This window comes from Kitasatospora sp. NPDC088160, from assembly GCF_044741445.1.
Taxonomy (GTDB): domain Bacteria; phylum Actinomycetota; class Actinomycetes; order Streptomycetales; family Streptomycetaceae; genus Kitasatospora.
Genome location: NZ_JBIUSS010000001.1, coordinates 490,361 through 513,386, shown reverse-complemented (window position 1 = coordinate 513,386; position 23,026 = coordinate 490,361). Strand labels below are relative to the sequence as shown.

Sequence of the window (23,026 nt, the reverse complement as noted above, 5' to 3'; positions counted from 1 at the left end):
CCCTCGCGATTGCTGGACCGCCCTGCGGCGGTCGCTCCGGCCGGCACGCTCGTGACCGGCCCGGTCGTGGTCAACACTGCTCTGCCCGCTTGTGATTCCCCGCTGACACAGCGTGACAGAACTGCGGTGAGAATCAAGAACGCCCCCCGGCGAGCCCGGAAAGCGCGACGTACGCCTTCTCCCAGCCCGGCAGCGAGACCCGGCCGCGCAGTACGGACTCGGGGTCGGCGGCGATCCGGCCGAGCAGCCGGTGGTAGATCCCCGCCATCGCGGCGGTGCAGGCCCGGCTGCGGCGGTCGAGCATGGGCAGCAGCCGCAGGCCCTCCTCGAAGGCGGCCTGGGCGCGGGCGGCCTCGAAGGCCACCAGGCCGGTGAAGTCGGCGCCGACCGGCGGCCTGGGCAGCGCGAAGCCCTGCTCGCAGCCGAACCGGGCCAGGTCCTCGGCGGGCAGGTAGGTGCGGCCGTTCAGGGCGTCCTCGCGCAGGTCGCGCAGGATGTTGGTGAGCTGCAGGGCCAGGCCCAGGGTGTCCGCGTAGCCCGCGCCGCGCTCGGGGTCGTCGCAGCCGTACACGCCGAGCGAGAGCCGGCCGACCGAGCCGGCCACGCAGCGGCAGTAGACCTTCAGTTCCTCGTAGGTCTGGTACTCGGCGCCCTTGAGGTCCATCTCGACGCCGTCGATCAGTTCGTCGAAGCCGCCGAGCGGGATCGGGAAGCGCCGGGCCGCGTCGGCCAGGGCGACCTTGATCGGGTCGGTGTCGTCCTCGGCGACCGCCCCGGCGCGGACCTCGTCCACCAGTTCCCGGGTGCGCACCAGCGCCTCGGCCTTGCGGTCGGACGGGAGGTCCCCGTCGCCGATGTCGTCGACCCGGCGGGCCAGGGCGTACAGGGCCGACATGGCCAGCCGCTTGGGTTCGGGCAGCAACCGGATGCCGTAGCTGAAGTTGCGTGCCTGAAGTCCGGTGACTGCCTCGCAGTACCGGTACGCCGCCATGACCTGGGCCGACGCCAGTGGTGATGCCGCCACTCGGGCGTTCACCTTCCCTTCGCGAAGATGGCCGCCGCCTTCGCTGCGAGGCGGCGCTTGTCAGGCTTCGCCTGCTGCGCGAGCACGTCGTACCCGGCGTCCTCGATGGCCGCCAGGGCCGCGTACCCGCCGGCGGTGAATCCCGCCAGGAGCAGTCGAAGCCTCCCCCGAACCGTACCTACCAATGGCGCGCCGCGGTCGAGCAGGGTGCGGGCCCGCTGCACCTCGAAGGCGATCAGCTCGCGCACCGGGCCGCCGGCGGTGGGAGCGGCGAGGTCCGCCTCGGTGACGCCGAACCGGGCGAGGTCCTCGGCGGGGAGGTAGATCCGCCCGTGGGCGAGGTCCTCGGCGACGTCCTGAAGGTGTTCGACCACCTGGAGGGCGCTGCAGATCGCGTCGGACAGCTCGATCCGCTCGGGGGTGGAGACGCCGGCGATGGCCAGCACCAGGCGGCCGACCGGGTCGGCGGAGAGGGTGCAGTAGCCGATCAGGTCGTCGTAGCCGGCGTAGCGGGTGGTGGTCTGGTCCACCCGGTTGGCCTCGATCAGGCGGCGGAACGGCTCCGGGGTGAGCCCGTGCCGGTCGACCAGCGGCACGAGGCTGCGCAGCAGCGGGTGACGGGGGCCCTCGGAGGCTCCCGGGTGGAACGCCGCCTCGAAGACCCGGTCGAGATCGCGCTCCAGTCCGTCCAGCAGTGCGAGGCGGAAGGCGACCTCCTGCGGAGTCGGCGGGCCGGACTGGGCCGAAGGGGTGGCGGGAGGCGTGGCCTCGACCCCGAGCAGGGCGGCGGTGGCGGCCGGATCGGCCAGGTCGCCGTCGCCGGCGTCGTCGACCAGCCGGGCGTAGCCGTAGACGGCCATCAGGTCGTCGCGCCAGGCCGCGGGCAGGAAGAACGGGGCGACCGGGAAGTTCTCCGCGCCCGCCTTGTCCAGGGTCTCCCCCGCGGAGCGGTTCACCGACGTATCTCTGGGCTGGGCCGAAGCCGACACTGCTGTCACTCCCCCGTTCTACACCGCTGGGCATCACCGGCCCGACTCGGACACGCGTCCGAGCGGGGGCGCCACCTCCGGCACACCGCCCCCGCGCATACAGCCTGACACCACGGGGCGCGCCGGAGAAGAGCGCCCCGCCCGGCGCACGGGGGCGCTCACCCCCGCGGCGGCGGGCCACCCGGGGTACCGGTGGGGGCGCACGAACAGGGGGCCGGCCCCGGAATCCCCGGAACCGGCCCCCTGGACGGCCTGCTGCTACGGGCGCTCGCCGCGCTCGTAGCGGCCGACGACCTCTTCGGTCGGGCCGTCCATGATCAGCTCGCCGGCCTCGATCCAGATCGTCCGCTCGCAGACCTCGCGGATCGAGCTGTTGTCGTGGCTGACCAGGAATACCGTACCGGCGGACTTGCGCAGTTCGTCGATCCGCTTCTTGCTGCGCTGCTGGAACGCCTGGTCGCCGGTGGCCAGCGCCTCGTCGATCAGCAGCACGTCGTGGGTCTTCGCGGCGGCGATGGCGAAGCGCAGGCGGGCGCCCATGCCGGAGGAGTACGTGCGCATCGGCAGCGAGATGAAGTCGCCCTTCTCGTTGATGCCGGAGAACTCGACGATGTCCTGGTAGCGGCTGCGCACGTCGGCCGGCGCCATGCCCATCGCCAGGCAGCCGAGGATGACGTTGCGCTCACCGGTGAGCTCGTTCATCAGCGCCGCGTTCACGCCCAGCAGCGAGGGCTGGCCGTTGGTGTAGATGCCGCCCTTCTCGGTCGGCAGCAGGCCCGCGATCGCGGCCAGCATGGTCGACTTGCCGGAGCCGTTGGAGCCGATCAGGCCGATCGCCTCGCCCTTGTAGGCGGTGAAGCTGACGCCGCGCACGGCGTGCACCTCGCGCACGCCCGCGGAGCGCTTGCGGCTGATGATGCGGCTCAGCGCCGAGGTGGCGCTGCCCTTGCCGGAGCCGGCGCCGTGCACCCGGTAGACGATGTGCACGTCGTCGACGACGACGGTGGGCTCGCGGGCGACGTCCGCGTCCCGGATGGTGTCCAGCTTGCTCAGTTCGACGTCAGCCACGGCCGTACTCCTCCTCGGCCTTCCAGAAGAAGACGTATCCGATCACGAACATCACGACCGCCCACCCGATGGCGTAGGTCCACTGGTGGTGCGGAAGTACCTGGTGCTGGGGCTGGTGCGGGTTGTAGATGATCGGCGCGAAGGCGTGCCGGAGCAGGTCCATGTAGACCGAGGCCGGGTTGAGGGACATCAGCGTCTGGATGTAGTCCGGCCATTCCTTGATCTTGTCCTCGATGCTGAACATCACGCCGGACAGGAACATCCAGGCCCGCATCACGAAGGGGATCAGCTGGGAGATGTCGCTGGTCTTGGAGCCGAGCCGCGCCATGACCAGGGCGATGCCCGTGTTGAACATCATCTGCAGCAGCAGGGCCGGGATGATCAGCAGCCAGGTCCGGCCCGGCTTGATGCCGCTGACCAGCACGGTGCCGACCAGCACCACCATCGAGATCAGCAGCTGCTGGAGCTGGATCACGGTGAACGCGATCGGCAGCGAGGCCCGGGGGAAGTGCAGCGCCCGGATCAGCCCGAGGTTGTCGGCGATCGCCCGGGTGCCGGACTGCACCGCGTTCTGGGTGAACTGGAAGACGAAGACGCCGATGCAGAGCCAGGCGATGTAGGTGTCCGGCGGGAAGTTGTCCTTGCTCTTCAGGATCACACCGAAGACCAGGTAGAACACCGCGCAGTTCAGCAGCGGCGTCACGACCTGCCACAGCTGGCCGAGCTTGGCGTCGGTGTACTGGGCCACCAGGCGGGCGGTGGCGAAGGCCCAGATGAAGTGGCGCCGGGCCCAGAGCTGCTTGGTGTAGGAGATCAGGCCAGGCCGCCTGCCGCTCACGGCCAGGCCGTACTTGTCCGCAAGCTGCTTGGGGGTCAGGCCCGCGTCCACCCCCCTGGGGGATGAGAGGCTGACGGGTTCACTCACTGTCGACACATTCGTCCTTCACGCGGGATCGGTCGGGGCGGCCGGTCGACGGGGGTCCGCCGGCCTTGCGCCGATGGGGATCCACTGGATCACGGGGAGAGTCCGGCCGGTGTGTGGTCACCGGCCGCAGCGATCGATCATTCGATCAGATGACCGGTGGCCGGCCCAGCCTGGTCAATCGCCAAACGGTACGCCATCGCATGGGCCGCCGCGGACCGCAGGGTTCGCGCCAGCCCGCCCGGAACCCGCCCCACCAGGCCTTCAGCGCCTCCGAGGAGGGGCGGCGGGCCAGGGTCAGCAGGAACCAGGTTCCCAGATAGAGAGGCACCAACAGGGCCGGAAGGTTCCGTCTGGCGAGCCAAACCCTGTTACGGGCAATGTTGTGGAAGTAGGTGGCGTGCCGGGCGGGCGAGGTCGTCGGGTGGTGCAGCACCACGTCCGCGCGGTAGTCGATGGCCCAGCCGGCGTCCGCCGCGCGCCACGCGAGGTCGGTCTCCTCGTGGGCGTAGAAGAACTCTGCGGGCAGCTGCCCGGCCTGCTCGAACACCGCGCAGCGCACGGCGGTCGCGCCACCCAGGAAGGTGGTCACCCGGGACGAGCGCAGCGGGTCGCTGGCGCGCAGCCGGGGGACGTGCCGGCGCTGGGTCACGCCGGTGTCGGGGTCGGCGATCCGGAAGGCCACGATGCCCAGCTCCGGGTCGGCGGTGAAGGCCTCGCGCAGCAGGCGGGCCGAGTCGGTGCGCGGCAGGTGCCCGTCGTCGTCCAGGAAGAGGACGGCGTCCACGTCCCGGCCGTCGCGGCCGAACAGCTCGATGCCGACGTTGCGCCCGCCCGGGATGCCGAGGTTCTCCGGCAGCTCGACGCTGCGCACGCCCTCCGGCAGCGGCGGCAGCTGGGCGCCCTGGCCCACCACGGCCAGCTCGACCGCCGCGCCCTCCTGGGCGCGCACCGATTCGATCAGGGCGGCCAGTTCCTCGGGGCGGTTGCCCATGGTGATGATGACGGCTCCGAGGCGGAAGCTCTCCGCGCTGGTCGGGGCGCTCATCGCAGCCTGCTGGAGAGGACGATGCTCAGCAGGTGCAGCACGGTCTGCAGCATGGCGATCGCCGCCAGCGCCACCACCGCGACCCGGGTGAAGAACAGCCCGCCGTGGACGGCGTCGGCGATCCCGGCCGCGAGGATCAGCAGCGAGGCCTCGACCGCACCGACCAGTCGGTGGAACTTCAGGAAGGAGGCCGCCCGGCGGGCCTTGGCCACCGAGGACGAGCGCGGCACCGAGGCGCTGTCCTCGACCGCCGTCAGGCCGCTGCGGGCCCGGGCCACGTCCACCAGGTCCGTCTCGGACTTGATCAGGATCGCGCCGAGCGCGGCCAGCGTGCCCAGGAACGCCCACTCCCAGTGCGAGCCGCCGCCCTCGCGGTGCAGCAGGTCGGTGGCGCGCAGGCCCAGCCCCGTGAGCAGGGCCGCCTCGGACATGTAGTGGCCGACCCGGTCCAGGTAGACGCCGGTGAGCGAGGTCTGCCGGCGCCAGCGGGCCACCTCGCCGTCCACGCAGTCCAGCAGCAGGTAGACCTGGATCAGCAGGGCCCCCAGGACCGCGCCCGCGATGCCCGGCACGACCAGCGCGGCGCCGGCCAGGACGCCGGTGAACATCATCAGGTACGTCAGGCCGTTCGGCGTGATCGCCGTCACGGTGGAGAGCACGCGGGTGATCCGCAGCGAGATCCGCCGCATGTACAGGCGCCCGGCCCAGTGCTCGGCGCTGCGGCGCTGGAGCATGCCCTCCGGGTGGATCACCGCGCGCAGTTCCTCGATCGAGGGCCGGCGGGTCAGGTCCACCGGGGGCCGCTCGGCGCCCGCGGTGGAGGGGTCAGCTGTTGACGGCTTGGACATAGTCGGCGTACGCGTCCCTGATTGCTGAGGGGGAGAGGTCGAGGTGCTCAAGGATGGTGAAGCGCCCCGGGCGGGTGTTCGGAGCGTAGTGCACCGCGTCGGTGAACTCCGCCTCGGTGAAGCCGATCTGAGCTGCGGTCACCGGCAGCCCGTGGCTCGCCAGGCGCTCCACGATCAGACCGGTCAGCTCGCGCTCGCCCCGCAGGAAGCTGGCGAACGCGGCGCCGAGGCCGACCTGTTCGCCGTGCTGGGCGGAACGCTTGGGGTACAGCACGTCCAGGGCATGCGAGATCTCGTGGCAGGCGCCCGAGGAAGGCCGGGTGCTGCCCGCGATGTTCATCGCGATGCCGGACAGTACCAGGGCTTCCGCGAGGGCCGTGAGGAGGTCCTGATCCTGAGTGTTACCTGGGTGCCGCAGCAGGTTCTCGCCGGCCGAGCGGGCCATCGCCACGGCCAGGCCGTCCACCGGCTCGCCGGTGACCGCGTGCGACAACTCCCAGTCCGCGCAGGCGGAGATGTTGGAGACCACGTCGCCGATGCCGGCTGCCACGAAACGCGGCGGGGCCTGCCGGATCACATCCAGGTCGACGATGATGCCGATCGGGCTGGGCACCCCGTAGGAGCCGCGGCCGGCGTCGTTGTCGAGCGTGGAGACCGGCGAACAGATGCCGTCGTGGGCCAGGTTGGTGGCGACCGCGACCAGCGGCAGTCCGACCCGGGCGGCGGCGTACTTGGCGGCGTCGATGATCTTGCCACCGCCGAGGCCGACCATCGCGTCGTAGTGCCCGCCGCGCACCGACTCGGCCAGGCGCACCGCGCTGTCCAGGCTGCCGTCGTCCACGTTGTACCAGTCGGCGCCGGGCAGGGCCGGCTCCAGGCGCCGGCGCATCGCCGCTCCCGAGCCGTTGCTGATCGCCACCGCGATCCGGCCCGAGGCGGACAGCCGCTGGTCGGCGAGGATGCCGCCGAGCGCGTCCAGCGCGCCCGGGCGGACCTCGACGAACAGCGGCGACGGAACCAGCCGGGTCAGTACTGGCACGCGATCTCCCGCGCCTTCGCCAGGTCGTCGTGGTTGTCGACCTCGACCCAGGAGACCTCGCCGATCGGCTGCACGTCGATCCGCAGGCCGCGGTTGACCATCTCCTGGTAGCCGTCCTCGTAGTACAGCTGCGGGTCGCGCTCGTAGGTGGCGCGCAGCGCGTCGGTCAGGTCGACGGCGGCGGCGGGGTTGATCACGGTGACGCCGATGTACTCGCCGGTGGCCTCGGTCGGGTCCATCAGCTTGGTGATGCGGCGCATGCCGGCGGCCGGGTCGACGACGACCTTCATCTCCTCGTCGGCGAGCTTCTTCACCGTGTCGAGGGCCAGCAGGATGCCGGGGGCGGTGCCGGCCTCGACGAGGCGCTGGTTGCCCTCCAGCATGGTGCGCTGCACGGACGCCGGGTGCACGGTGTCGCCGTTGGCCAGCAGCAGGCCCTCGGCGAAGAGCTCGCGGGCGCACCAGAGCGAGTACGCGTTGTTCCACTCCTCGGCCTTGTCGTTCTCGACCAGGTGGAGCTTGACGCCGTACTTGCTCTCCAGGGCGTCCTTGCGGTCGTACACCGCCTCCTTGCGGTAGCCGACGACGATCGCCGCCTCGCGGATGCCGACCTCGGCGAAGTTGCCGAGGGTGAGGTCCAGCACGGTCCGCTCCCCGTCGACCGGCACCAGCGCCTTGGGCAGGGTGTCGGTGTACGGGCGCAGCCGGCGGCCGGCGCCGGCTGCCAGAACGAGGCCGATCATGCGGGGTCTCCTGATCCGTCGTGCGGTGCGCGGGGCGGTGCGCGCGGGGTGCCGGGGCACCGGCTTTCCGTCCGGCCGGGCCGCGAATCGGCGCGCCGGTGCCGCCGCGAGTGCGGGCACCGTGCCGTAAGCGATGGTAGGCGACCCGGGCGGCCGGCCCGAACGCGGCCGGGGGCTGCGAGGTGACGGGAGGGTGGCGAAGGAGTGATCGAACGCGCGGGCGAGGCAACGATCGAACGCGAGGGGAACGGATACCGAACAGTCCTGCTATTCCGATGACCCTTCCGGGAACGTATCGGGCCCATCTCTGCCCGGAATCGACCTGCCGACGGTCATGATCCGCCCGGTTGTGCGTGGGACCCGTACCCACCGCCACCCATACGGCAGACTGGAGCCCGACGCCGGCGCCGGTGCCCCCGCTGCGTCCGCTGCACCCGGTGTACCGGACGTACCCCGATGCTTCCGTTGCTCCCCCCCTCCCGAAAGAGGCCCCATGCCCCAGAGCCTGCCGACCAACCCGACACACTTCGACTCCGAGATCGACACCGGTCTCGACGTCGAGACGGACGTGACGGTCGCCCCGGGGGCCTCGACCGGGACCGCCGGCGCCGGTCCCGAGATCCTGCTGGAACTGGTCGACGACGAGGGCGTCACCACCGGCACCGCCGAGAAGCTCTGGGCACACCAGCAGCCCGGCCGCCTGCACCGCGCGTTCTCGGTGTTCCTCTTCGACCGCCAGGGGCGGCTGCTGCTCCAGCGGCGGGCGCTCGGCAAGTACCACTCCCCCGGCGTCTGGTCGAACACCTGCTGTGGCCACCCGTACCCGGACGAGCCGCCGTTCGTCGCCGCCGCCCGCCGCACCGCCGAGGAACTCGGCATCGCGCCGGCGCTGCTCTGCGAGGCGGGCACGGTCCGTTACGACCTGCCGGACGAGGCCTCCGGGCTGATCGAGCGGGAGTGGAACCACCTGTTCGTCGGGCTGGTGACCGCGCCCGTCGAGCCCAACCCCGACGAGGTGGACGACTACGCCTTCGTGACCGCGCAGGAGCTGCGGGAACTGCGCGCCGAGCGGCCGTTCTCGGTGTGGTTCGAGACGGTCTTCGAGGCGGCGCTGCCGGGGATCCGGGAGATCGCCGGGCGGGACTGGTAGGCGGGCGGGACCGGTCGGCGGGCCCGCGGCGCTCAGTCGTCGGTCTCCGGGGGGACGGGCAGCGAGGCCCAGATGACCTTGCCGCCCTCCCCCGTCCGCTCCACGTCGCACACCCCGCCGGCCTGCAACGTCACGCTCTTCACCAGCAGCAGGCCGCGGCCGCCGGTCCGCCCGGTGTCGCTCTCCAGCGCCTTCGGCCGGTACGGGTCACCGTCCTCGACCGACACCCGGACCCAGCCCCGGCGGACCGCCAGCTCGGTCGTCACCTCCGGCGACAGCTTCGCCGCGTGCGTCACCGCGTTGCTCACCAGCTCCGAGACGATCAGCAGCACGTCGTCCACCAGCTCCTGGTAGCGCACCCCGGCCATCCCCTGGGCCAGCAGGCGGTCACGGACCGCGTGCCGGGTCAGCGGCACCGAGGCCTCCTCGGCCGGCACCGGGAAGCGCCACACGCCCTCGACCGGTCCGGCGGGTGCGCGTTCCGGCCCGGCGCGTCTCGGCTCGGCGCGTGCGCGCTCCGGCCCGGCGCGTCTCGGCTCGGCGCGTGCGCGCTCCGGCCCGGCGCGTCTCGGCTCGGCCTTCGCCGCCCCGCTGATCTGCTCCACGTCCAGCCGCCCTTCGTCCGCGACCCGGGGGTGTCCGCGACCCGGGAATCAGGCGTTCCGCTCATGGCGCCCTCGATCCACAGAGGCTAGGAGAGGCACCGACGGGACCGTGGCACCGTCGACAACTTGCCCGTGTCGGACCGCTTCCGGCCGGAACGGACCGCAGCCACCGCCGGGGTCGACCGTTTCCTTCGCGCTCGCCACCACTTCGGCCGGGGTTCGCGCACCGTGGCGACCCATCCCAACCAGCCCGACCACCCCTGCCGACCCGGACGTCCCCCCACCCGGGGAAACGCAGGTGAGAAGCACTCCAGAACCCTGGTAATGTTCTCTCTGTCGCCGAGGGGGCGAGAAAAACCCCGAAGCACACACCCTGTCCGGGTGGCGGAATGGCAGACGCGCTAGCTTGAGGTGCTAGTGCCCTTTATCGGGCGTGGGGGTTCAAGTCCCCCCTCGGACACAACCGAATTCCCCGTGGGATCCGAAAGGAACCCGCGGGGAATTTCTTTTTCCCGGCGCGCCGCCGCCGTCCACGGGTTCTCGCGGGTTCTCCCGGATTCTCCCTGCGGACCGGGTGGCCGCCGCGGCGCTCGCGACCCCCCGCAACCGCTGTGACCCAGGCGACTTCTGCGGCTGTCGTGACCCGGAAAGCGGACACGAGATGGCAACGATCGGACAGTTTGAGCTTCCCTTGAGGTATTCGCCCCTTTTGGCCCCATAGGCTGTCTCCGTTTGTCCGGAAACCAGCACAAAAACCACGACACCACCCGATGAAACCCCGAGCGAGAGGACCGATACGTTGAGTGAGCCAGAGTCTCCGACGGCATCACATCAGAACTACCGGCGATCGCTCGGCACCATCAGCCTGACCGCCGTGGGGCTCGGATCCATCATCGGATCCGGGTGGCTGTTCGGCGCCGAGCGCGCCGCCCGGCTGGCCGGCCCCGCGTCGATCCTGGCCTGGGTGATCGGGGCCGCGGTGGCACTGACCATCGCGCTCACCTACAGCGAGCTCGGGTCGATGTTCCCCAAGGCCGGCGGCATGGTCCGGTACGGCCAGTACTCGCACGGCTCGCTGGCCGGCTACCTCGCCGCCTGGGCCAACTGGATCGCCATCGTCTCGGTCATCCCCGGCGAGGCCACCGCCTCCGTCCAGTACATGAGCTCCTGGCACTTCGGCTGGGCGCAGGGGCTGTACAACGGCAAGGAACTCACCCTGAGCGGGGTGGCACTGGCCAGCGTGCTGCTGGTCGGCTACTTCGTCCTCAACTGGTTCGCCATCACGATGTTCGCCAAGACCAACACGGCGATCACCGTCTTCAAGGTCATCGTCCCGACCCTGACCGCCGGCGCGCTGCTGTTCGCCCACTTCGACACCGCCCACTTCACCGACCACGGCGGCTTCGCGCCGAACGGCTGGAGCGCCGTGTTCACCGCCGTCGCGGTGTCCGGCATCGTCTGGGCCTTCAACGGCTTCCAGTCCCCGCTCAACCTGGCCGGCGAGGCCCGCAACCCCGGCAAGTCGCTGCCCAAGGCCGTCATCGGCTCGATCCTGATCGCCCTGGTGATCTACGTCGCGCTGCAGATCGCCTTCCTCGGTGCCATCCCGGCCGCCGACCTGTCGCACGGTTGGAGCAGCCTCGCCTACACCTCGCCGCTCGCCGACCTCGCGATGGTCTGGGGCCTCAACTGGCTCGCCCTGCTGCTGTACGCGGACGCCTTCGTCTCCCCCAGCGGCACCGGCATGATCTACGCCGCCACCACCTCGCGCATGATCCACGGTGTGCAGGAGAACGGCCACCTGCCGAAGATCTTCGGCAAGGTCGACGCCAAGACCGGCATCCCGCGCCCGGCCCTGGTGCTCAACCTGGTGGTCGCCTTCCTGTTCCTCGCGGTCTTCCGCGGCTGGGGCTCGCTGGCCGAGATCGTCTCGGTCGCCACCGTGATCTCGTACGTCACCGGCCCGGTCGCCGTGATGGCACTGCGCCGCCTCGCCCCGGACCTGCCCCGGCCGGTCCGGCTGCGGGCCATGCCGGTCATCGCCCCCGTGGCGATGGTGTTCGGCTCGCTGGTCCTGTACTGGGCCCGCTGGCCGCTCACCGGCAAGGTCATCCTGCTGATGGCCGCCGGTCTGCCGATCTGGGCCTGGTACGAGCTGCGCAAGCCGTGGGCCGAGCTGAAGCCGCACCTGAAGGCGGGCGCCTGGATGGTCGCGTACCTGTTCGTGATGGCCGGTGTCTCCTGGGCCGGCAGCACCGACTTCGGTGGCCAGGGCTACCTGCCCGAGGGCTGGGACCTGCTGGTCGTCGCGGCCATCGCGCTGGCCTTCTACCACTGGGGCGTCGCCAGCGCCTGGGCCAACCCGTCCCTGGCCGCCGTCCGGCGCGAGCTGGCCGAGGAGGCCGCGGCCGGCGAGGGCGCCGACGGCCCTGCGGGCTCCGGGCGGGAGCCGCGGGAGGCCTCGCGGGCCTGAGGGAGCGTGCAACGCCGAAGGGTCGGTCGAGTCGTCGACCGGCCCTTCGGCGTTGACGGGGGCCGGATGGGACAGGACGGGGCGGGGTGCCGGGTCCCGGTCGGACCCGTCGGCCGTCGGGGGGCGGCCGTCAGCCGCGGCGGGCGCGGCGGATGACGGCGGTGACGACCGGGGGGAGCAGGTCGCGGGCGGCGCGCTTGGCGACATTGGCCGGGCGGCGCAGTTCGGCGGCGCGGGCCCGGCGGGCGGCGAGGTCGCGGGCGGCCTCCTCCTGGGCCTCCTGGGCTGCCCGGCGGGACTGCGAGGCCTCGTTCCGGGCCGCCTCGGAGGTCAGCCGCCGGTGGTGGCGGGAGGGGCGGAACGCGTCGATCCCGTCCGAGCTTCCGGTCATCCGGAGCACCTGCTGCCCGTTCAGGGTCTCGGAGCTGAGGTAGCAGCCCTCGGCGAGGTCCACCCGGTCGAGCAGGTCGCGCTGGAACGGCTCCGGATCTCCCCAGGTGCCGTAGAACTTGCACTCGGTCAACATGATCGGCTTGAGCCCGTGGTTGAAGACCGCGCCCCAGGTCGCGGCGGCCACGCCCGGGGTGTGCTGCGAGCGGTAGTCGTCCAGGACGACGACACCCTGGTCCTGGAGCGCGACCCGGGCCACCTGGAGGTCGCCCACGACGTGCTCGTACAGGTGCGAGGCGTCGATGTGGATGAAGCGGAACGTGCCCGCCGCGATCCGCCCGCCGGCCAGGACGGAGGTCGGGGCCTGGATTATCTCCGGCAGTTCCTCGTGGAAGGCGAGGTAGTTGACCTCGAAGGCCGAGCGGGTCAGCGACTTCCGGTAGGAGATGTCCATCTCGGCCGCGTTCTCGTCGTCCGGCGCGTCCGAGTCGAAGAGGTCACAGACGGTGAAGGACTCGCCGGGCTGGAGGTGCTCGCCGATCACGATCGCGCTGCGGCCCAGGTACGCACCCATCTCCAGCAGGTCGCCGGTGACCCCGGTCTTCTCCTGCCGTCCCATGAACCAGTCGAACGAGTGCCGGTCATGCTCCCAGAACCAGCCCGGAACGTCGTCCAGCACGGCTGGTTCGGCAGGCCGCTGCGACTCGTCCTTCAACGCGGCATCGGTCACGGGATGCTCCTTATGCGGTACGGATGACCTGCGGATTTGAGCCAGATCTCAGCCCGGTGGCAGCCCCCGCCCGACCGTGGGACACGCTGGTCCCGGACCATGTGCACCACTACGAACCACTGGCAACAGTAGTGCCTCACCGCTGAGTTCGCTGCAATCTACAGCGGTGCCCGCGGGCGTGAGGAGCTTTTCGCGCAATGATTTTCGCGGACCGTCGTTTCGCTGCCGGAGGGTGAACACGGAGCCTTCGGGACGGTTCGTCCGGTGTCCCGCGGCGGCGGACCACGGCGCGACCGGTCGCGCCGCACGCTGATCGTCAACTGGACGTCCAACGGCGGGCGGTGGAGCTGACGGCGGAGGCGGTGGGGGGCGGCCCGGTGCCGTGGCCGTGCGAGGCCCTTGAGCGGTCGGACGAGCGGCGCGCGGGCGCGGGGCCGAGCCGTCCGACGAGTACACCGCGCGGTTCGCCCCGGGGTGACCCGTCGGCCCACCGGGCCGGATTGGCTCTTGCGCGCGGCCGACCGGGCCGCCTTGACTGGCCCTTTGACTAGCGCTGTTGGTCAATCGGCCGACCGGATGAGAGGACACTCGGTGCAGCAGCACGCGGAGTACGGCGACCAGTACATCGACGGCGCCTGGCGGCCCTCCCTGGATGACGCCGGGTCGATCGAGGTGCTGAACCCGGCGACCGAGCAGGTGCTCGCCACCGTGCCGGCCGGCGGGCCCGCCGACATCGACGCCGCGGTCGCCGCGGCCCGCCGGGCGGCCCGCGGCTGGGCGACGACCGCCCGCGCGGACCGGCTCGCCCTGCTGACCCGGTTGCGGGACGGAATCGCCGCCGCCCAGGAGGAGATCACCGCCACCGTGGTCGCCGAACTCGGCGCCCCGGTCGGCTTCGCCGCCGCCGTGCACGCCGGAGCGCCGCTGACCGTGGCGACCTCCTACCTGACACTGCTCGCCGAGCACCCCTTCGAGGAACGGATCGGCAACTCGGTGGTGCTCGCCGAGCCCGCCGGGGTGGTCGCGGCGATCACGCCGTGGAACTACCCGCTGCACCAGATCGTCGCCAAGGCCGTCCCGGCCCTGGCGGCCGGCTGCCCGGTGGTCCTCAAGCCCGCCGAGGACACCCCGCTGGTGGCCCGGCTGTTCGCCCGGCTGGTGCACGAGGCGGGCTTCCCCGCGGGCACGTTCAACCTGGTGACCGGCACGGGCGTGGTGGCGGGTGCGGCGCTCGCCGCCCATCCGGGCGTGGACATGGTCTCGTTCACCGGATCCACCGCCGTCGGCCGACAGGTCGCCGAGACGGCGGGCCGGGGCCTGAAGCGCGTCGCCCTGGAACTCGGCGGCAAGTCCGCCAACGTGGTGCTGCCGGGCGCGGACCTGGCCCGGGCGGTCAACGTCAACATCGCCAACGTGTTCGCCAACTCGGGCCAGACGTGCAGCGCGTGGACCCGCCTGCTGGTGCACCAGGACCAGTACGAGGAGGCCGTCGCGACGGCCGCGAAGGCCGCCGCCAAGTACGCCCCGGGCGATCCGACCGACCCGCAGACCCGGATCGGCCCGCTGGTCAACGCCAAGCAGCTGGCCAGGGTGCGCGGTTACGTCGAGGGCGCGCTCGCCGCGGGCGCCCGGCTGGTCGTCGGCGGCGCGGAGCCCGTCCCCGGCCTGCCCGCCGGCTTCTACGTCCACCCGACCGTGCTCGCCGACGTCACGGGGGACATGGCGATCGCCCGGGAGGAGGTGTTCGGCCCCGTCCTGGTGGTCCTCCCCTACCGGGACGAGGACCACGCCGCCGAACTCGCCAACGACACCGAGTACGGCCTGGCCGGCGGCGTCTGGGCCGCGGACACCGACACCGCCGCCGCCTTCGCCCGCCGCCTCGACACCGGCCAGGTCGACCTCAACGGCGGCCGCTTCAACCCGCTCGCGCCGTTCGGCGGCTACAAGAGCTCCGGCCTCGGCCGCGAACTGGGCCGCCACGGCCTGGAGGAGTTCCTCCAGTGCAAGTCGCTCCAGTACTGACCGCGGCGCCGAGCGGGGTACCGGCCGCGGCACCGGCTCCGGGCCCGCCGCACGTGGGGCGGCGGGCCCGGGGGTTCGGGCATCGAGGCCGGTCGGGCGGGGCCGGTCAGGTGAGGTCGACGCCCGGGTAGAGGGGGAAGGGGGCGAGGAGGTCGGCGGCGCGCTTGGCGGCGCCGTCGCGCACGGCGTCGTCGAGGCGGTACTGGGCCTTGGAGGGGGCGCCGCCCGCGGTGGTGGTCGGGGTGGTGGCGCGCAGCACGGTGTCGATCAGGGCGGCGATCTCGTCCATCTCGGCGGTGCCGAGGCCGCGGGTGGTGAGCGCCGGGGTGCCGAGGCGCACGCCCGAGGTGTACCAGGCGCCGTTCGGGTCCTGCGGGACGGAGTTGCGGTTGGTGACGACGCCCGAGTCCAGCAGCGCCGCCTCCGCCTGACGACCCGTCAGGCCGTAGCCGGAGACGTCGGCGAGGACGAGGTGGTTGTCGGTGCCGCCGGTGACCAGCCGGCCGCCGCGGCGCAGCAGGCCCTCGGCGAGCGCCCGGGCGTTGTCCACGACGGCGCGGGCGTAGGTCCGGAACTCGGGCCGGCGGGCCTCGGCGAAGGCGACCGCCTTGGCGGCCATGACGTGCGAGAGCGGCCCGCCGAGCACCAACGGGCAGCCGCGGTCGACGTGTTCGGCCAGTTCGGTGTCGCACAGCACCATGCCGCCGCGCGGGCCGCGCAGCGACTTGTGGGTGGTCGTGGTGACGATCTGGGCGTGCTGGACGGGGTCGTGGTCGCCGGTCAGCACCTTGCCCGCGACGAGGCCGGCGAAGTGCGCCATGTCGACCATGAGGGTCGCGCCGACCTCGTCCGCGATCTCGCGCATCCGCCGGAAGTCGACCAGTCGAGGGTAGGCGGAGTAGCCGGCGACCAGGATCAGCGGGCGGAACTCCCGGGCGGTCTCGCGCAGCGCGTCGTAGTCGATCAGGCCGGTGGCCGGGTCGGTGCCGTAGCTGCGCTGGTCGAACATCTTGCCCGAGATGTTGGGTCGGAAGCCGTGGGTGAGGTGGCCCCCGGCGTCCAGGGACATGCCGAGCATCCGCTGGTTGCCGAGCGACTGGCGCAGCTGCGCCCAGTCCTGCTCGGTGAGGTCGTTGACGCCCCGGACCTTGGCCCGCTCCAGCGCCGGGCTCTCCACCCGCCGGGAGAGGACGGCCCAGAAGGCCGTGAGGTTGGCGTCGATGCCGGAGTGCGGCTGGACGTAGGCGTGGTCGGCGCCGAACAGGGCGCGGGCGTGCTCGGCGGCGATGGTCTCGACGGTGTCGACGTTGCGGCAGCCCGCGTAGAAGCGCCGGCCCGCGGTGCCCTCGGCGTACTTGTCGCTGAGCCAGTTGCCCATGGCGAGCAGCACGGCCGGGGAGGCGTAGTTCTCGCTGGCGATCAGCTTGAGCGAGGCGCGCTGGTCCTCCAGCTCCCGGCCGATGGCGGCGGCGATCCGCGGCTCCACGCCGGCGACCACGTCGAGGGCGCTGCGGAAGGCGGTGTCGGCGGCCGCGCCGGCGGCGGTGTGCGGGGCCTGGGCGGCCTCAACGGCATGAGGGGTGTGCGGGGTGGCCAAGGCGGTCTCCTCGTGGTGCACGGACGAGTACGGACGGCCCAGGCGCTCGGCAACTGTCGTGCGGGTGCACGGAGCCGCTTCCCGATGGTCGGTTCCATCCGTGCGCGCCAGTCGCGGCTCCCCGGGATCGTACCAATGCCCGGGGGGATGTGGCGGAGATCTCAGGATTCGGGACGGCACGCCCGTTTCGCCCCTCGATGTCCGTTCTTCCGCAACGCCGGTATTGCGGCGCAATGACGCCGAATGAAGCCGCAATACGCGCCGAAACAATGCCGGGAAAAACCGCCGGAGGTGATTTGCGGACCTCCCCGCGCATCCGGTCTGATGGCGCTCGAACGGCCGACGGGAAACCCCCGGGGGCCGGTTCGGAAATGCACACCAGCGCACCCTCACCCACAGGGCGGCGGAGAATTCGGGGAGTACGCCTCTCATGGCCGTGGTCGAAACAGCAGCGGGCTCCGTCCCCGCACCCGCCGCGCCGAGGCTGCTCGGCCGGCTCCTGCGCGACCGGGTCGGCGCCGCCGCCCTCGCCGTCGTCCTGCTCTTCCTGCTGCTCGCCCTCGCCGCCCCGCTGATCGCCGCCCTGTACGGGAAGAACCCGGTCGAGCACTACGGCCAGAACTCCCCCGGCCTGCTGAGCGACAGCGGCCTGCCCGTCCTGCCGAACGGCGGCATCTCGGGCGACTTCTGGTTCGGCCTGGAGCCGGGGCTCGGCCGGGACGTCCTGACCCAGTTGCTCTACGGCATCCGCACCTCGCTGCTGATCGCCTTCGCCTCCGCCGCCGTGACCACCACGCTCGGCGTGCTGGCCGGGGTCGCGGTCGGCTACCTCGGCGGGATCGCCGACCGGCTGTTCGGCTTCCTGGCCAACGTGCTGCTGGCCTTTCCGACCCTGCTCCTGCTCCTCGCGCTGAGCCCCGTCATCCAGTCCCGACTGGTCGATCCGGGCACCGCGGAACCGGAGTGGATGCAGTTCCTGGTGCTGATCCTGGTCTTCTCCGCGTTCGGCTGGATTCCGCTCGCGCTTTCCCTGCGGGCCACCGTGCGGTCGCTCCGGGAAAGGGATTTCGTGCAGTCCGCCCGGGCCCAGGGCGCCGGCCGATTCCATGTCGTCGTCCACGAACTGCTGCCGAACGTCCGCTCGCAGCTGCTGGTGCACGCCACCATGGCGGTGCCGACCTTCGTCGCCTCCGAAGCGGTGCTGTCCTTCCTCGGCGTCGGCATCACGGAGCCGATCCCGGACTGGGGGCGGATGATCTCCCGCGGCTCCGAGGTCTTCCAGGCCGATCCGACCTACATGGTCTTCCCCGGTGTCGCCCTGCTGCTCTTCGTGCTCGCCTTCAACCTGCTCGGCGACGCCGTCCGGGACGCGCTGGACCCGCGCGCCGCCCGCTGAGCCCCGCCCTTCTCCGTCCATCACCCCACGCCCGCCCCGACCCGCCCCGGCTCCCGGGGCAAGGAGAGATTCGCCATGCGCTGGACCAGACCGTCCCTCGCCGTCGTCGCCACCGCCCTGCTGGCGACCGCCTGCTCGGCCGGCGCGGGCACCGGCCCGGCGCCCGCCGGGGCGGCCGCCAAGGAGACGTCCCCGCTGACCGCCGCGCTCGGCGGCGAGAAGGAGAGCGCCGGACCGGCCCCCGCCGTTGCCGGCGCCCGCGTGGGCGGCATCGTGAACGTGTACAACAGCGTCGAGTTCCGCCACCTCGACCCGCAGAAGGTCTACGCGGGCGCGACGTACAACGCCTCGCTGCTCTGGGGCCGCCAGCTGACGCAGTACCAGGTCGTCGACGGCAAGGCCAAGCTGGTCGGCGACCTGGCGACCGACACCGGCACCTCCGGCGACGGCGGGCGCACCTGGACGTACAAGCTCAAGGACGGCGTGGCCTGGGAGGACGGCAAGCCGATCACCGCCCAGGACGTCAAGTACGGCATCGAGCGCAGCTTCGGCAAGGGCTACGAGGTCGGCCCGCCGTACTGGCCGCAGTGGCTCACCGGTGAGGCCAGCTACGAGGCGGCGCGCGCCAAGTACGCCGGCCCGCAGGACGGCGACCTGGCCGCGATCGAGACGCCCGACGAGCACACCATCGTCTTCCACTTCCCGCAGCCGCAGGCCGACGTCCCGTACATGGCCGCGCAGTCCTCGTCCTCGCCGGTGCGCCGGGACAAGGACACCGGGACGGACTACGACCGGCAGCCGTTCGCCACCGGCCCCTACCGGATCGTCGAGCACGTCCAGAACACCCGCATGGTGCTGGAGCGCAACCCCGCCTGGAAGGCCGAGACCGACCCGATCCGCAGCCAGTACCCGGACAAGTTCGTCTTCACGTTCGGCAAGGAGGCGCTCAACATCAACCAGGAGATCCTGTCCGGGCGCGACGGCGGCGCCAGCGCCACCACCGCCTCCGACGTGCTCTCCCCCGAGCTGTACCAGACCGCCGACACCGACCCGAAGGCCAAGGACCTGGTCGTCTCCGGGCGCCAGGGCGCCTTCGTCACCCAGCTGGTGATCAACAACGAGCGGGTGCCGGACGTCGAGGTCCGCAAGGCCCTGCACCTCGGCTACCCCCGCCAGCAGGCCCGCCAGGTCCAGGGCGGCTCCCGGATCGGCGAACTCGCCACCACGCTCAGCTCGCCGGCGCTGATCGACTGGGAGAAGTACGACCTCCACCCGGTCAAGCCCGAAGGCGACCCGGAGGCCGCCAAGGCCGCGCTCGCCAAGGCCAAGCAGGCGCCGACGAGCCTGACCTACGGGTACAAGAACACCCCGGACGGGCAGCGCACCGCGCAGGTGCTGGTGGACGGCTTCGCCAAGTCGGGCATCACCATCGTGCCCAAGCCGATCGACCCCAAGGCGTTCCTGGACGAGGTGCACCGCGCCGACTCCCCGTACGACCTGTTCGAGGAGACCTCCTCCGTCGACTGGCCGACCCCGTCCACGCTGATCCCGTTCTCCTTCGACGGCCGCGCCGGCAGCGACCTCAACTCCGCGCGCTACCGCAACCCGGCGGTGGACAAGGAGATCGACCGGATCAACCAGATCGGCGAGCCGCGCGCCAAGGCCAAGGAGCTGTACGCGCTGGAGAAGACCGTGATGCAGGACGTCCCGGTGCTGCCGTTCGTCTACGCGAACGTCAACCAGGTGCGCGGCTCCAACGTCGGAGGGGCGTTCATCCACCCCATCTACGGCACGGTCAGCCTGGCGTGGCTGTACCTGAAGTCCTGACCGCCGCACCCGCCCCCGCGCCGGTCGGTGCGGGGGCGGGCCCCTGAACTCCCGCACTCCCCGTGCACTCCACGTAGTCCTGCCCCGCGTACGCCTCCCCGTCCCGTCGACCCCGGACCGGCCATGCTCTCCTTCGCCCTGCGGCGGACCCTTCAGGCCCTCGCCGTCCTGGTCGCGGTCTCCGCCGCCGCCTTCGCCCTCTTCTACGCCGCGCCCGCCGACCCGGCCCGCGCCGCCTGCGGCCCGCGCTGCGACAGCGGCCAAGTCGCGGCGGTGCGCCAGAGCATGGGCCTGGACCAGCCGCTGCTCACCCAGTACACCGACTACCTCACCGGGGTCGTCGCCGGGCGCGACATCAGCGACGTGGACGGCTCGGTCATCCACTGCGACGCGCCCTGCCTCGGCTACTCCTACCGGCTGCACCAGCCCGTCACCGAGGCCCTGGCCGACCACCTGCCGGTCACGTTCTCGCTCACCGCCGGCGCCCTCGCCGTCCTGCTGGTGCTCGGCCTCGGCACCGGGTTCGTCTCCGCGCTACGGCACGGCGGCCGCACCGACCGGCTGCTCTCCGGCTTCACCCTCGTCGGCGCCAGCGTGCAGATCTACTTCCTCGGATACGTCGCCCAGTGGGCACTGGTCTACTCCACCGGCCTGCTGCCACTGCCCTCCTACACCCCGCCGACCGAGGACCTCGCGGCCTGGGCGGGCGGGCTGCTGCTCCCCTGGCTCGTCCTCGGATTCGTCAACTCCGCCGTGTTCGCCCGGCTTTCACGCTCCCAGCTGCTGGAGACGATGAACGAGGAGTACGTCCGCACCGCGCGCGGCAAGGGCCTCGGCCGGCTGCGCGCCCACCTCAAGTACACCTCGCGCGGCGCCGCCGGGCCGCTGGTGCAACTGCTCGGGCTGGAGGCCGGAGTGCTGCTCGGCGGGGCGGTCATCACCGAGACGGTGTTCGGGCTGAACGGGGTCGGGCGGTTCGCCGCCCAGGCGGTGTCCGGGCAGGACCTGCCCGCAGTGGTCGGCGCGGTACTGCTGGCCGCCTGCTTCGTGGTGCTGTTCGTCGCGCTGGCCGACCTGGTGGTGGCCTGGCTCGACCCGCGAATCCGCCTGAGCTGACTGGAGCCGTTCGATGACGTCCACTGTTGAGTCCGTGCCCGGGGGCGCGCCCGGAGCCGTGTCGGAGGCCGTTCCTGGGCCTGGTGCCGCGCCTGCCGCAGAGCCCGTGCTGAGCGTTCGCGATCTGACCGTCACCTTCGCCGACCCGCGCGGCGGCGCTCCCGTGACCGCCGTCCGGGGGCTCTCCTTCGACCTGGCCGCCGGTGAAGTCCTCGGCCTGGTCGGCGAGTCGGGCTCCGGCAAGTCGGCCACCGGACTCGCCGTCCTCGGCCTGCACGACCCGCGCACCACCACCGTCACCGGCTCGATCCGGCTGGACGGGCAGGAGCTGGTGGGCGCGACGGAGTCCGCGCTGCGTCCGGTCCGGGGCGGCCGGGCCGCGCTGGTCTTCCAGGACGCGCTCACCTCGCTCAGCCCCTTCCACGGCGTCGACGCCCAACTCGCCGAGATGTACCGGCTGCACCACCCCGGCGCCGGTCGCGCCGAGGCCCGCCGACGCGCCGCCGCGATGCTCGACCGGGTCGGCATCCCGGCCGCCCGGGTGCGTGACTTCCCGCACCAGTTCTCCGGCGGGATGCGCCAGCGGGTGATGATCGCCATGGCGCTGATGAACGACCCGCAGGTGCTGATCGCCGACGAGCCCACCACCGCCCTGGACTCCCGAGTGCAGCGGCAAGTCCTCGACCTGCTCGGCGAGTTGCAGCGCGAGCACGGCACGGCGGTGCTGCTGGTCAGCCACGACCTCGGCGTGGTCGCCGGGACGACGGACCGCACGCTCGTGCTGCGCGGCGGCGTCCAGGTCGAGTCCGCGCCGACCGCCGAGCTGCTGGCCGCGCCGCGCGAGCCGTACACCCGCGCACTGGTCGGGGCGGCGCTCACCCTGGACTCCGTACCCGGCTCACCACTGCCGACAGTTGACGATCCGTCACCCGTCGCCGCATTCGCGCCCCGGGCTGTCGGGCGCCCCGAGCGCTGGCTCGTCGAGGTGGCGGACCTCGCCGTCCACTTCCCCGGACGGCGCCGCCTCCCCAGCCTGCGCGCCGAGCCCGTCCGGGCAGTGGAGGGCGTAGGACTGCGGATCGCCCCCGGCGAGACGCTCGGACTGGTCGGCGAGTCCGGCTCCGGCAAGTCCACCACCGCCCGCGTCCTGGCCGGCCTCCAACAGCCCACCTCGGGAACGGTGTTGTACGACGGCCAGGACGTCACCCGCCCGGGCCGGGAGCTGCGGCGCCGGCTCAGCCGGGAGATCCAGCTGGTCTTCCAGGACCCGTACGCCTCCCTCAACCCGCGCCGCACCGTCGCCCAGACCCTCGACACCCCGCTGCGCCTGCACACCTCACTCGACGCGGCGCAGCGGCGGGAGCGCTCGGCCGAACTGCTGGACCAGGTCGGGCTGCCCGCCGCCCACCTGGACCGCTACCCGCACGAGTTCTCCGGCGGACAGCGCCAGCGGATCGGCATCGCGCGGGCCCTCGCCCCGCAGCCGCGCCTGATCATCGCGGACGAACCGGTGTCGGCCCTGGACGTCTCGGTCCAGGCGCAGGTGCTCAACCTGCTGATGGAGCTGCGCGAACGCCTCGGCGTCGCCTTCCTGTTCGTCTCGCACGACCTCGCCGTGGTACGGCACTTCTGCGACCGGGTGGCCGTCATGCACCGGGGCCGACTGGTCGAGTCCACCGACCGCGACCGCCTGTTCAGCGCGCCGCACACCGAGTACACCCGGGAACTGCTGGCCGCAGTGCACTAGCGCTGGCGCCGGTCCTCGCGGGGGGCGGCGGCCGTGAGGGGACTGGCCGTGGCCTCGCGGGGGTCGGTGGGGAGGAGTGCGTAGAGGCGCATGTCGCGGCGCTCGTCGTCGTACCCGGCGGAGGCGGCCGGGACGGTCGTGACCAGCGGGACGTACGGGTCGGTGCCCGCCTCCCGGACCACGGCGAGGTCGGTGAGGCGCCAGGGGCGAAGGATGAAGGGGCCCTCGTAAAGCGTTGGCACGATCAGGGGCGGTCGGTCCATGCTCGAAGCCTGTCATGTGCGATCAAGGA

Annotated in this window: 19 protein-coding genes, 1 tRNA gene and 1 riboswitch; of the genes, 8 read left to right on the top strand and 12 right to left on the bottom strand. The window is 72.1% G+C overall.

Going from position 1 to position 23,026, the window contains the following annotated elements; all coding sequences use genetic code 11:
- Window positions 1-133: 133 nt before the first annotated feature.
- The 8 genes from hpnD to ACIOGZ_RS02115 all read right to left on the bottom strand — a co-directional run bounded on the left by hpnD (window position 134) and on the right by ACIOGZ_RS02115 (window position 7,681).
- The gene (gene hpnD / locus ACIOGZ_RS02150; protein WP_350875695.1) at window positions 134-991 is read right to left on the bottom strand and encodes a presqualene diphosphate synthase HpnD; all 858 of its coding nucleotides are present in this window, start codon (window positions 989-991) and stop codon (window positions 134-136) included.
- Between the two features lie 41 nt (window positions 992-1,032).
- A complete protein-coding gene (gene hpnC, locus ACIOGZ_RS02145; RefSeq protein WP_400984499.1) occupies window positions 1,033-2,013 on the bottom strand; it encodes a squalene synthase HpnC in 981 nt (326 codons plus the stop codon).
- A 258-nt stretch (window positions 2,014-2,271) separates the two neighbouring features.
- Complete coding sequence (locus tag ACIOGZ_RS02140; RefSeq protein ID WP_350875547.1) at window positions 2,272-3,081, bottom strand: ABC transporter ATP-binding protein; 810 nt, start codon at window positions 3,079-3,081, stop codon at window positions 2,272-2,274.
- Window positions 3,074-4,015 (bottom strand): ABC transporter permease, encoded by a 942-nt coding sequence (locus tag ACIOGZ_RS02135; protein ID WP_363585864.1) that lies wholly within the window; start codon window positions 4,013-4,015, stop codon window positions 3,074-3,076. Before ACIOGZ_RS02135 ends, ACIOGZ_RS02140 begins: the two co-directional genes overlap by 8 nt.
- 136 nt (window positions 4,016-4,151) lie before the next feature.
- Window positions 4,152-5,051 carry a glycosyltransferase gene (locus tag ACIOGZ_RS02130; RefSeq protein WP_363585863.1) on the bottom strand — a complete coding sequence of 300 codons (900 nt, stop codon included), beginning with the start codon at window positions 5,049-5,051 and terminating at the stop codon, window positions 4,152-4,154.
- Window positions 5,048-5,785 carry a CDP-alcohol phosphatidyltransferase family protein gene (locus tag ACIOGZ_RS02125; protein WP_363585903.1) on the bottom strand — a complete coding sequence of 246 codons (738 nt, stop codon included), beginning with the start codon at window positions 5,783-5,785 and terminating at the stop codon, window positions 5,048-5,050. The genes ACIOGZ_RS02130 and ACIOGZ_RS02125 overlap by 4 nt, the downstream gene beginning before the upstream one ends.
- A gap of 91 nt (window positions 5,786-5,876) precedes the next feature.
- The gene (locus ACIOGZ_RS02120) at window positions 5,877-6,938 is read right to left on the bottom strand and encodes an iron-containing alcohol dehydrogenase family protein (RefSeq protein WP_063350092.1); all 1,062 of its coding nucleotides are present in this window, start codon (window positions 6,936-6,938) and stop codon (window positions 5,877-5,879) included.
- A complete protein-coding gene (locus ACIOGZ_RS02115) occupies window positions 6,926-7,681 on the bottom strand; it encodes a phosphocholine cytidylyltransferase family protein (protein WP_363367292.1) in 756 nt (251 codons plus the stop codon). Before ACIOGZ_RS02115 ends, ACIOGZ_RS02120 begins: the two co-directional genes overlap by 13 nt.
- A gap of 493 nt (window positions 7,682-8,174) precedes the next feature.
- Between ACIOGZ_RS02115 and idi the strand changes: the two genes are divergently transcribed.
- Window positions 8,175-8,831, top strand: a complete 657-nt coding sequence (gene idi / locus ACIOGZ_RS02110) for an isopentenyl-diphosphate Delta-isomerase (RefSeq protein WP_350875539.1) — start codon at window positions 8,175-8,177, stop codon at window positions 8,829-8,831.
- A gap of 32 nt (window positions 8,832-8,863) precedes the next feature.
- Here the strand turns inward: idi and ACIOGZ_RS02105 are convergent, their stop codons facing one another.
- Window positions 8,864-9,427 carry an ATP-binding protein gene (locus tag ACIOGZ_RS02105; RefSeq protein ID WP_400984497.1) on the bottom strand — a complete coding sequence of 188 codons (564 nt, stop codon included), beginning with the start codon at window positions 9,425-9,427 and terminating at the stop codon, window positions 8,864-8,866.
- Window positions 9,428-9,811: 384 nt separating this feature from the next.
- Here ACIOGZ_RS02105 and ACIOGZ_RS02100 point away from each other — a divergent pair.
- Both ACIOGZ_RS02100 and ACIOGZ_RS02095 read left to right on the top strand, forming a co-directional pair.
- Window positions 9,812-9,896, top strand: a tRNA-Leu gene (locus ACIOGZ_RS02100).
- A gap of 339 nt (window positions 9,897-10,235) precedes the next feature.
- Complete coding sequence (locus ACIOGZ_RS02095) at window positions 10,236-11,909, top strand: APC family permease (protein ID WP_363585862.1); 1,674 nt, start codon at window positions 10,236-10,238, stop codon at window positions 11,907-11,909.
- 130 nt (window positions 11,910-12,039) lie between these two features.
- Here ACIOGZ_RS02095 and ACIOGZ_RS02090 read toward each other — a convergent pair whose 3' ends face one another.
- Window positions 12,040-13,029: a class I SAM-dependent methyltransferase gene (locus ACIOGZ_RS02090; protein ID WP_363585861.1), complete on the bottom strand. Its 990-nt coding sequence runs from the start codon at window positions 13,027-13,029 to the stop codon at window positions 12,040-12,042.
- A gap of 591 nt (window positions 13,030-13,620) precedes the next feature.
- Between ACIOGZ_RS02090 and ACIOGZ_RS02085 the strand changes: the two genes are divergently transcribed.
- Complete coding sequence (locus ACIOGZ_RS02085; protein WP_363585860.1) at window positions 13,621-15,051, top strand: aldehyde dehydrogenase family protein; 1,431 nt, start codon at window positions 13,621-13,623, stop codon at window positions 15,049-15,051.
- Between the two features lie 106 nt (window positions 15,052-15,157).
- Here the strand turns inward: ACIOGZ_RS02085 and ACIOGZ_RS02080 are convergent, their stop codons facing one another.
- Window positions 15,158-16,648 carry a glycine hydroxymethyltransferase gene (locus ACIOGZ_RS02080; RefSeq protein ID WP_363585859.1) on the bottom strand — a complete coding sequence of 497 codons (1,491 nt, stop codon included), beginning with the start codon at window positions 16,646-16,648 and terminating at the stop codon, window positions 15,158-15,160.
- Window positions 16,649-16,677: 29 nt separating this feature from the next.
- A riboswitch (ZMP/ZTP riboswitch) is annotated at window positions 16,678-16,773 on the bottom strand.
- Window positions 16,774-17,078: 305 nt separating this feature from the next.
- On the opposite strand from ACIOGZ_RS02080, the gene ACIOGZ_RS02075 reads away from it, so the two are divergent.
- The 4 genes from ACIOGZ_RS02075 (at window position 17,079) to ACIOGZ_RS02060 (ending at window position 22,734) form a co-directional block, all read left to right on the top strand.
- The gene (locus ACIOGZ_RS02075) at window positions 17,079-18,044 is read left to right on the top strand and encodes an ABC transporter permease (RefSeq protein WP_363585858.1); all 966 of its coding nucleotides are present in this window, start codon (window positions 17,079-17,081) and stop codon (window positions 18,042-18,044) included.
- Window positions 18,045-18,119: 75 nt separating this feature from the next.
- The gene (locus ACIOGZ_RS02070; protein WP_400984437.1) at window positions 18,120-19,871 is read left to right on the top strand and encodes an ABC transporter substrate-binding protein; all 1,752 of its coding nucleotides are present in this window, start codon (window positions 18,120-18,122) and stop codon (window positions 19,869-19,871) included.
- 123 nt (window positions 19,872-19,994) lie between these two features.
- Window positions 19,995-20,987 (top strand): ABC transporter permease, encoded by a 993-nt coding sequence (locus ACIOGZ_RS02065; RefSeq protein ID WP_063350084.1) that lies wholly within the window; start codon window positions 19,995-19,997, stop codon window positions 20,985-20,987.
- Window positions 20,988-21,093: 106 nt separating this feature from the next.
- Window positions 21,094-22,734, top strand: a complete 1,641-nt coding sequence (locus ACIOGZ_RS02060; protein ID WP_400984435.1) for a dipeptide ABC transporter ATP-binding protein — start codon at window positions 21,094-21,096, stop codon at window positions 22,732-22,734.
- On the opposite strand, the gene ACIOGZ_RS02055 is transcribed toward ACIOGZ_RS02060, so the two are convergent.
- On the bottom strand, window positions 22,731-22,997 hold the full coding sequence (locus tag ACIOGZ_RS02055; RefSeq protein ID WP_363585855.1) for a hypothetical protein: 267 nt from the start codon (window positions 22,995-22,997) through the stop codon (window positions 22,731-22,733). The genes ACIOGZ_RS02060 and ACIOGZ_RS02055 overlap by 4 nt on opposite strands.
- Window positions 22,998-23,026 lie beyond the last annotated feature (29 nt).

Bases quoted from the DNA above. Each gene is read 5' to 3' on its own strand.
- hpnD (WP_350875695.1), bottom strand. From the start codon at position 991: ATGGCGGCGTACCGGTACTGCGAGGCAGTCACCGGACTTCAGGCACGC.
- ACIOGZ_RS02130 (WP_363585863.1), bottom strand. From the start codon at position 5,051: ATGAGCGCCCCGACCAGCGCGGAGAGCTTCCGCCTCGGAGCCGTCATC.
- ACIOGZ_RS02125 (WP_363585903.1), bottom strand. From the start codon at position 5,785: ATGCTCCAGCGCCGCAGCGCCGAGCACTGGGCCGGGCGCCTGTACATG.
- ACIOGZ_RS02115 (WP_363367292.1), bottom strand. From the start codon at position 7,681: ATGATCGGCCTCGTTCTGGCAGCCGGCGCCGGCCGCCGGCTGCGCCCG.
- idi (WP_350875539.1), top strand. From the start codon at position 8,175: ATGCCCCAGAGCCTGCCGACCAACCCGACACACTTCGACTCCGAGATC.
- ACIOGZ_RS02075 (WP_363585858.1), top strand. From the start codon at position 17,079: ATGGCCGTGGTCGAAACAGCAGCGGGCTCCGTCCCCGCACCCGCCGCG.
- ACIOGZ_RS02070 (WP_400984437.1), top strand. From the start codon at position 18,120: ATGCGCTGGACCAGACCGTCCCTCGCCGTCGTCGCCACCGCCCTGCTG.
- ACIOGZ_RS02065 (WP_063350084.1), top strand. From the start codon at position 19,995: ATGCTCTCCTTCGCCCTGCGGCGGACCCTTCAGGCCCTCGCCGTCCTG.
- ACIOGZ_RS02055 (WP_363585855.1), bottom strand. From the start codon at position 22,997: ATGGACCGACCGCCCCTGATCGTGCCAACGCTTTACGAGGGCCCCTTC.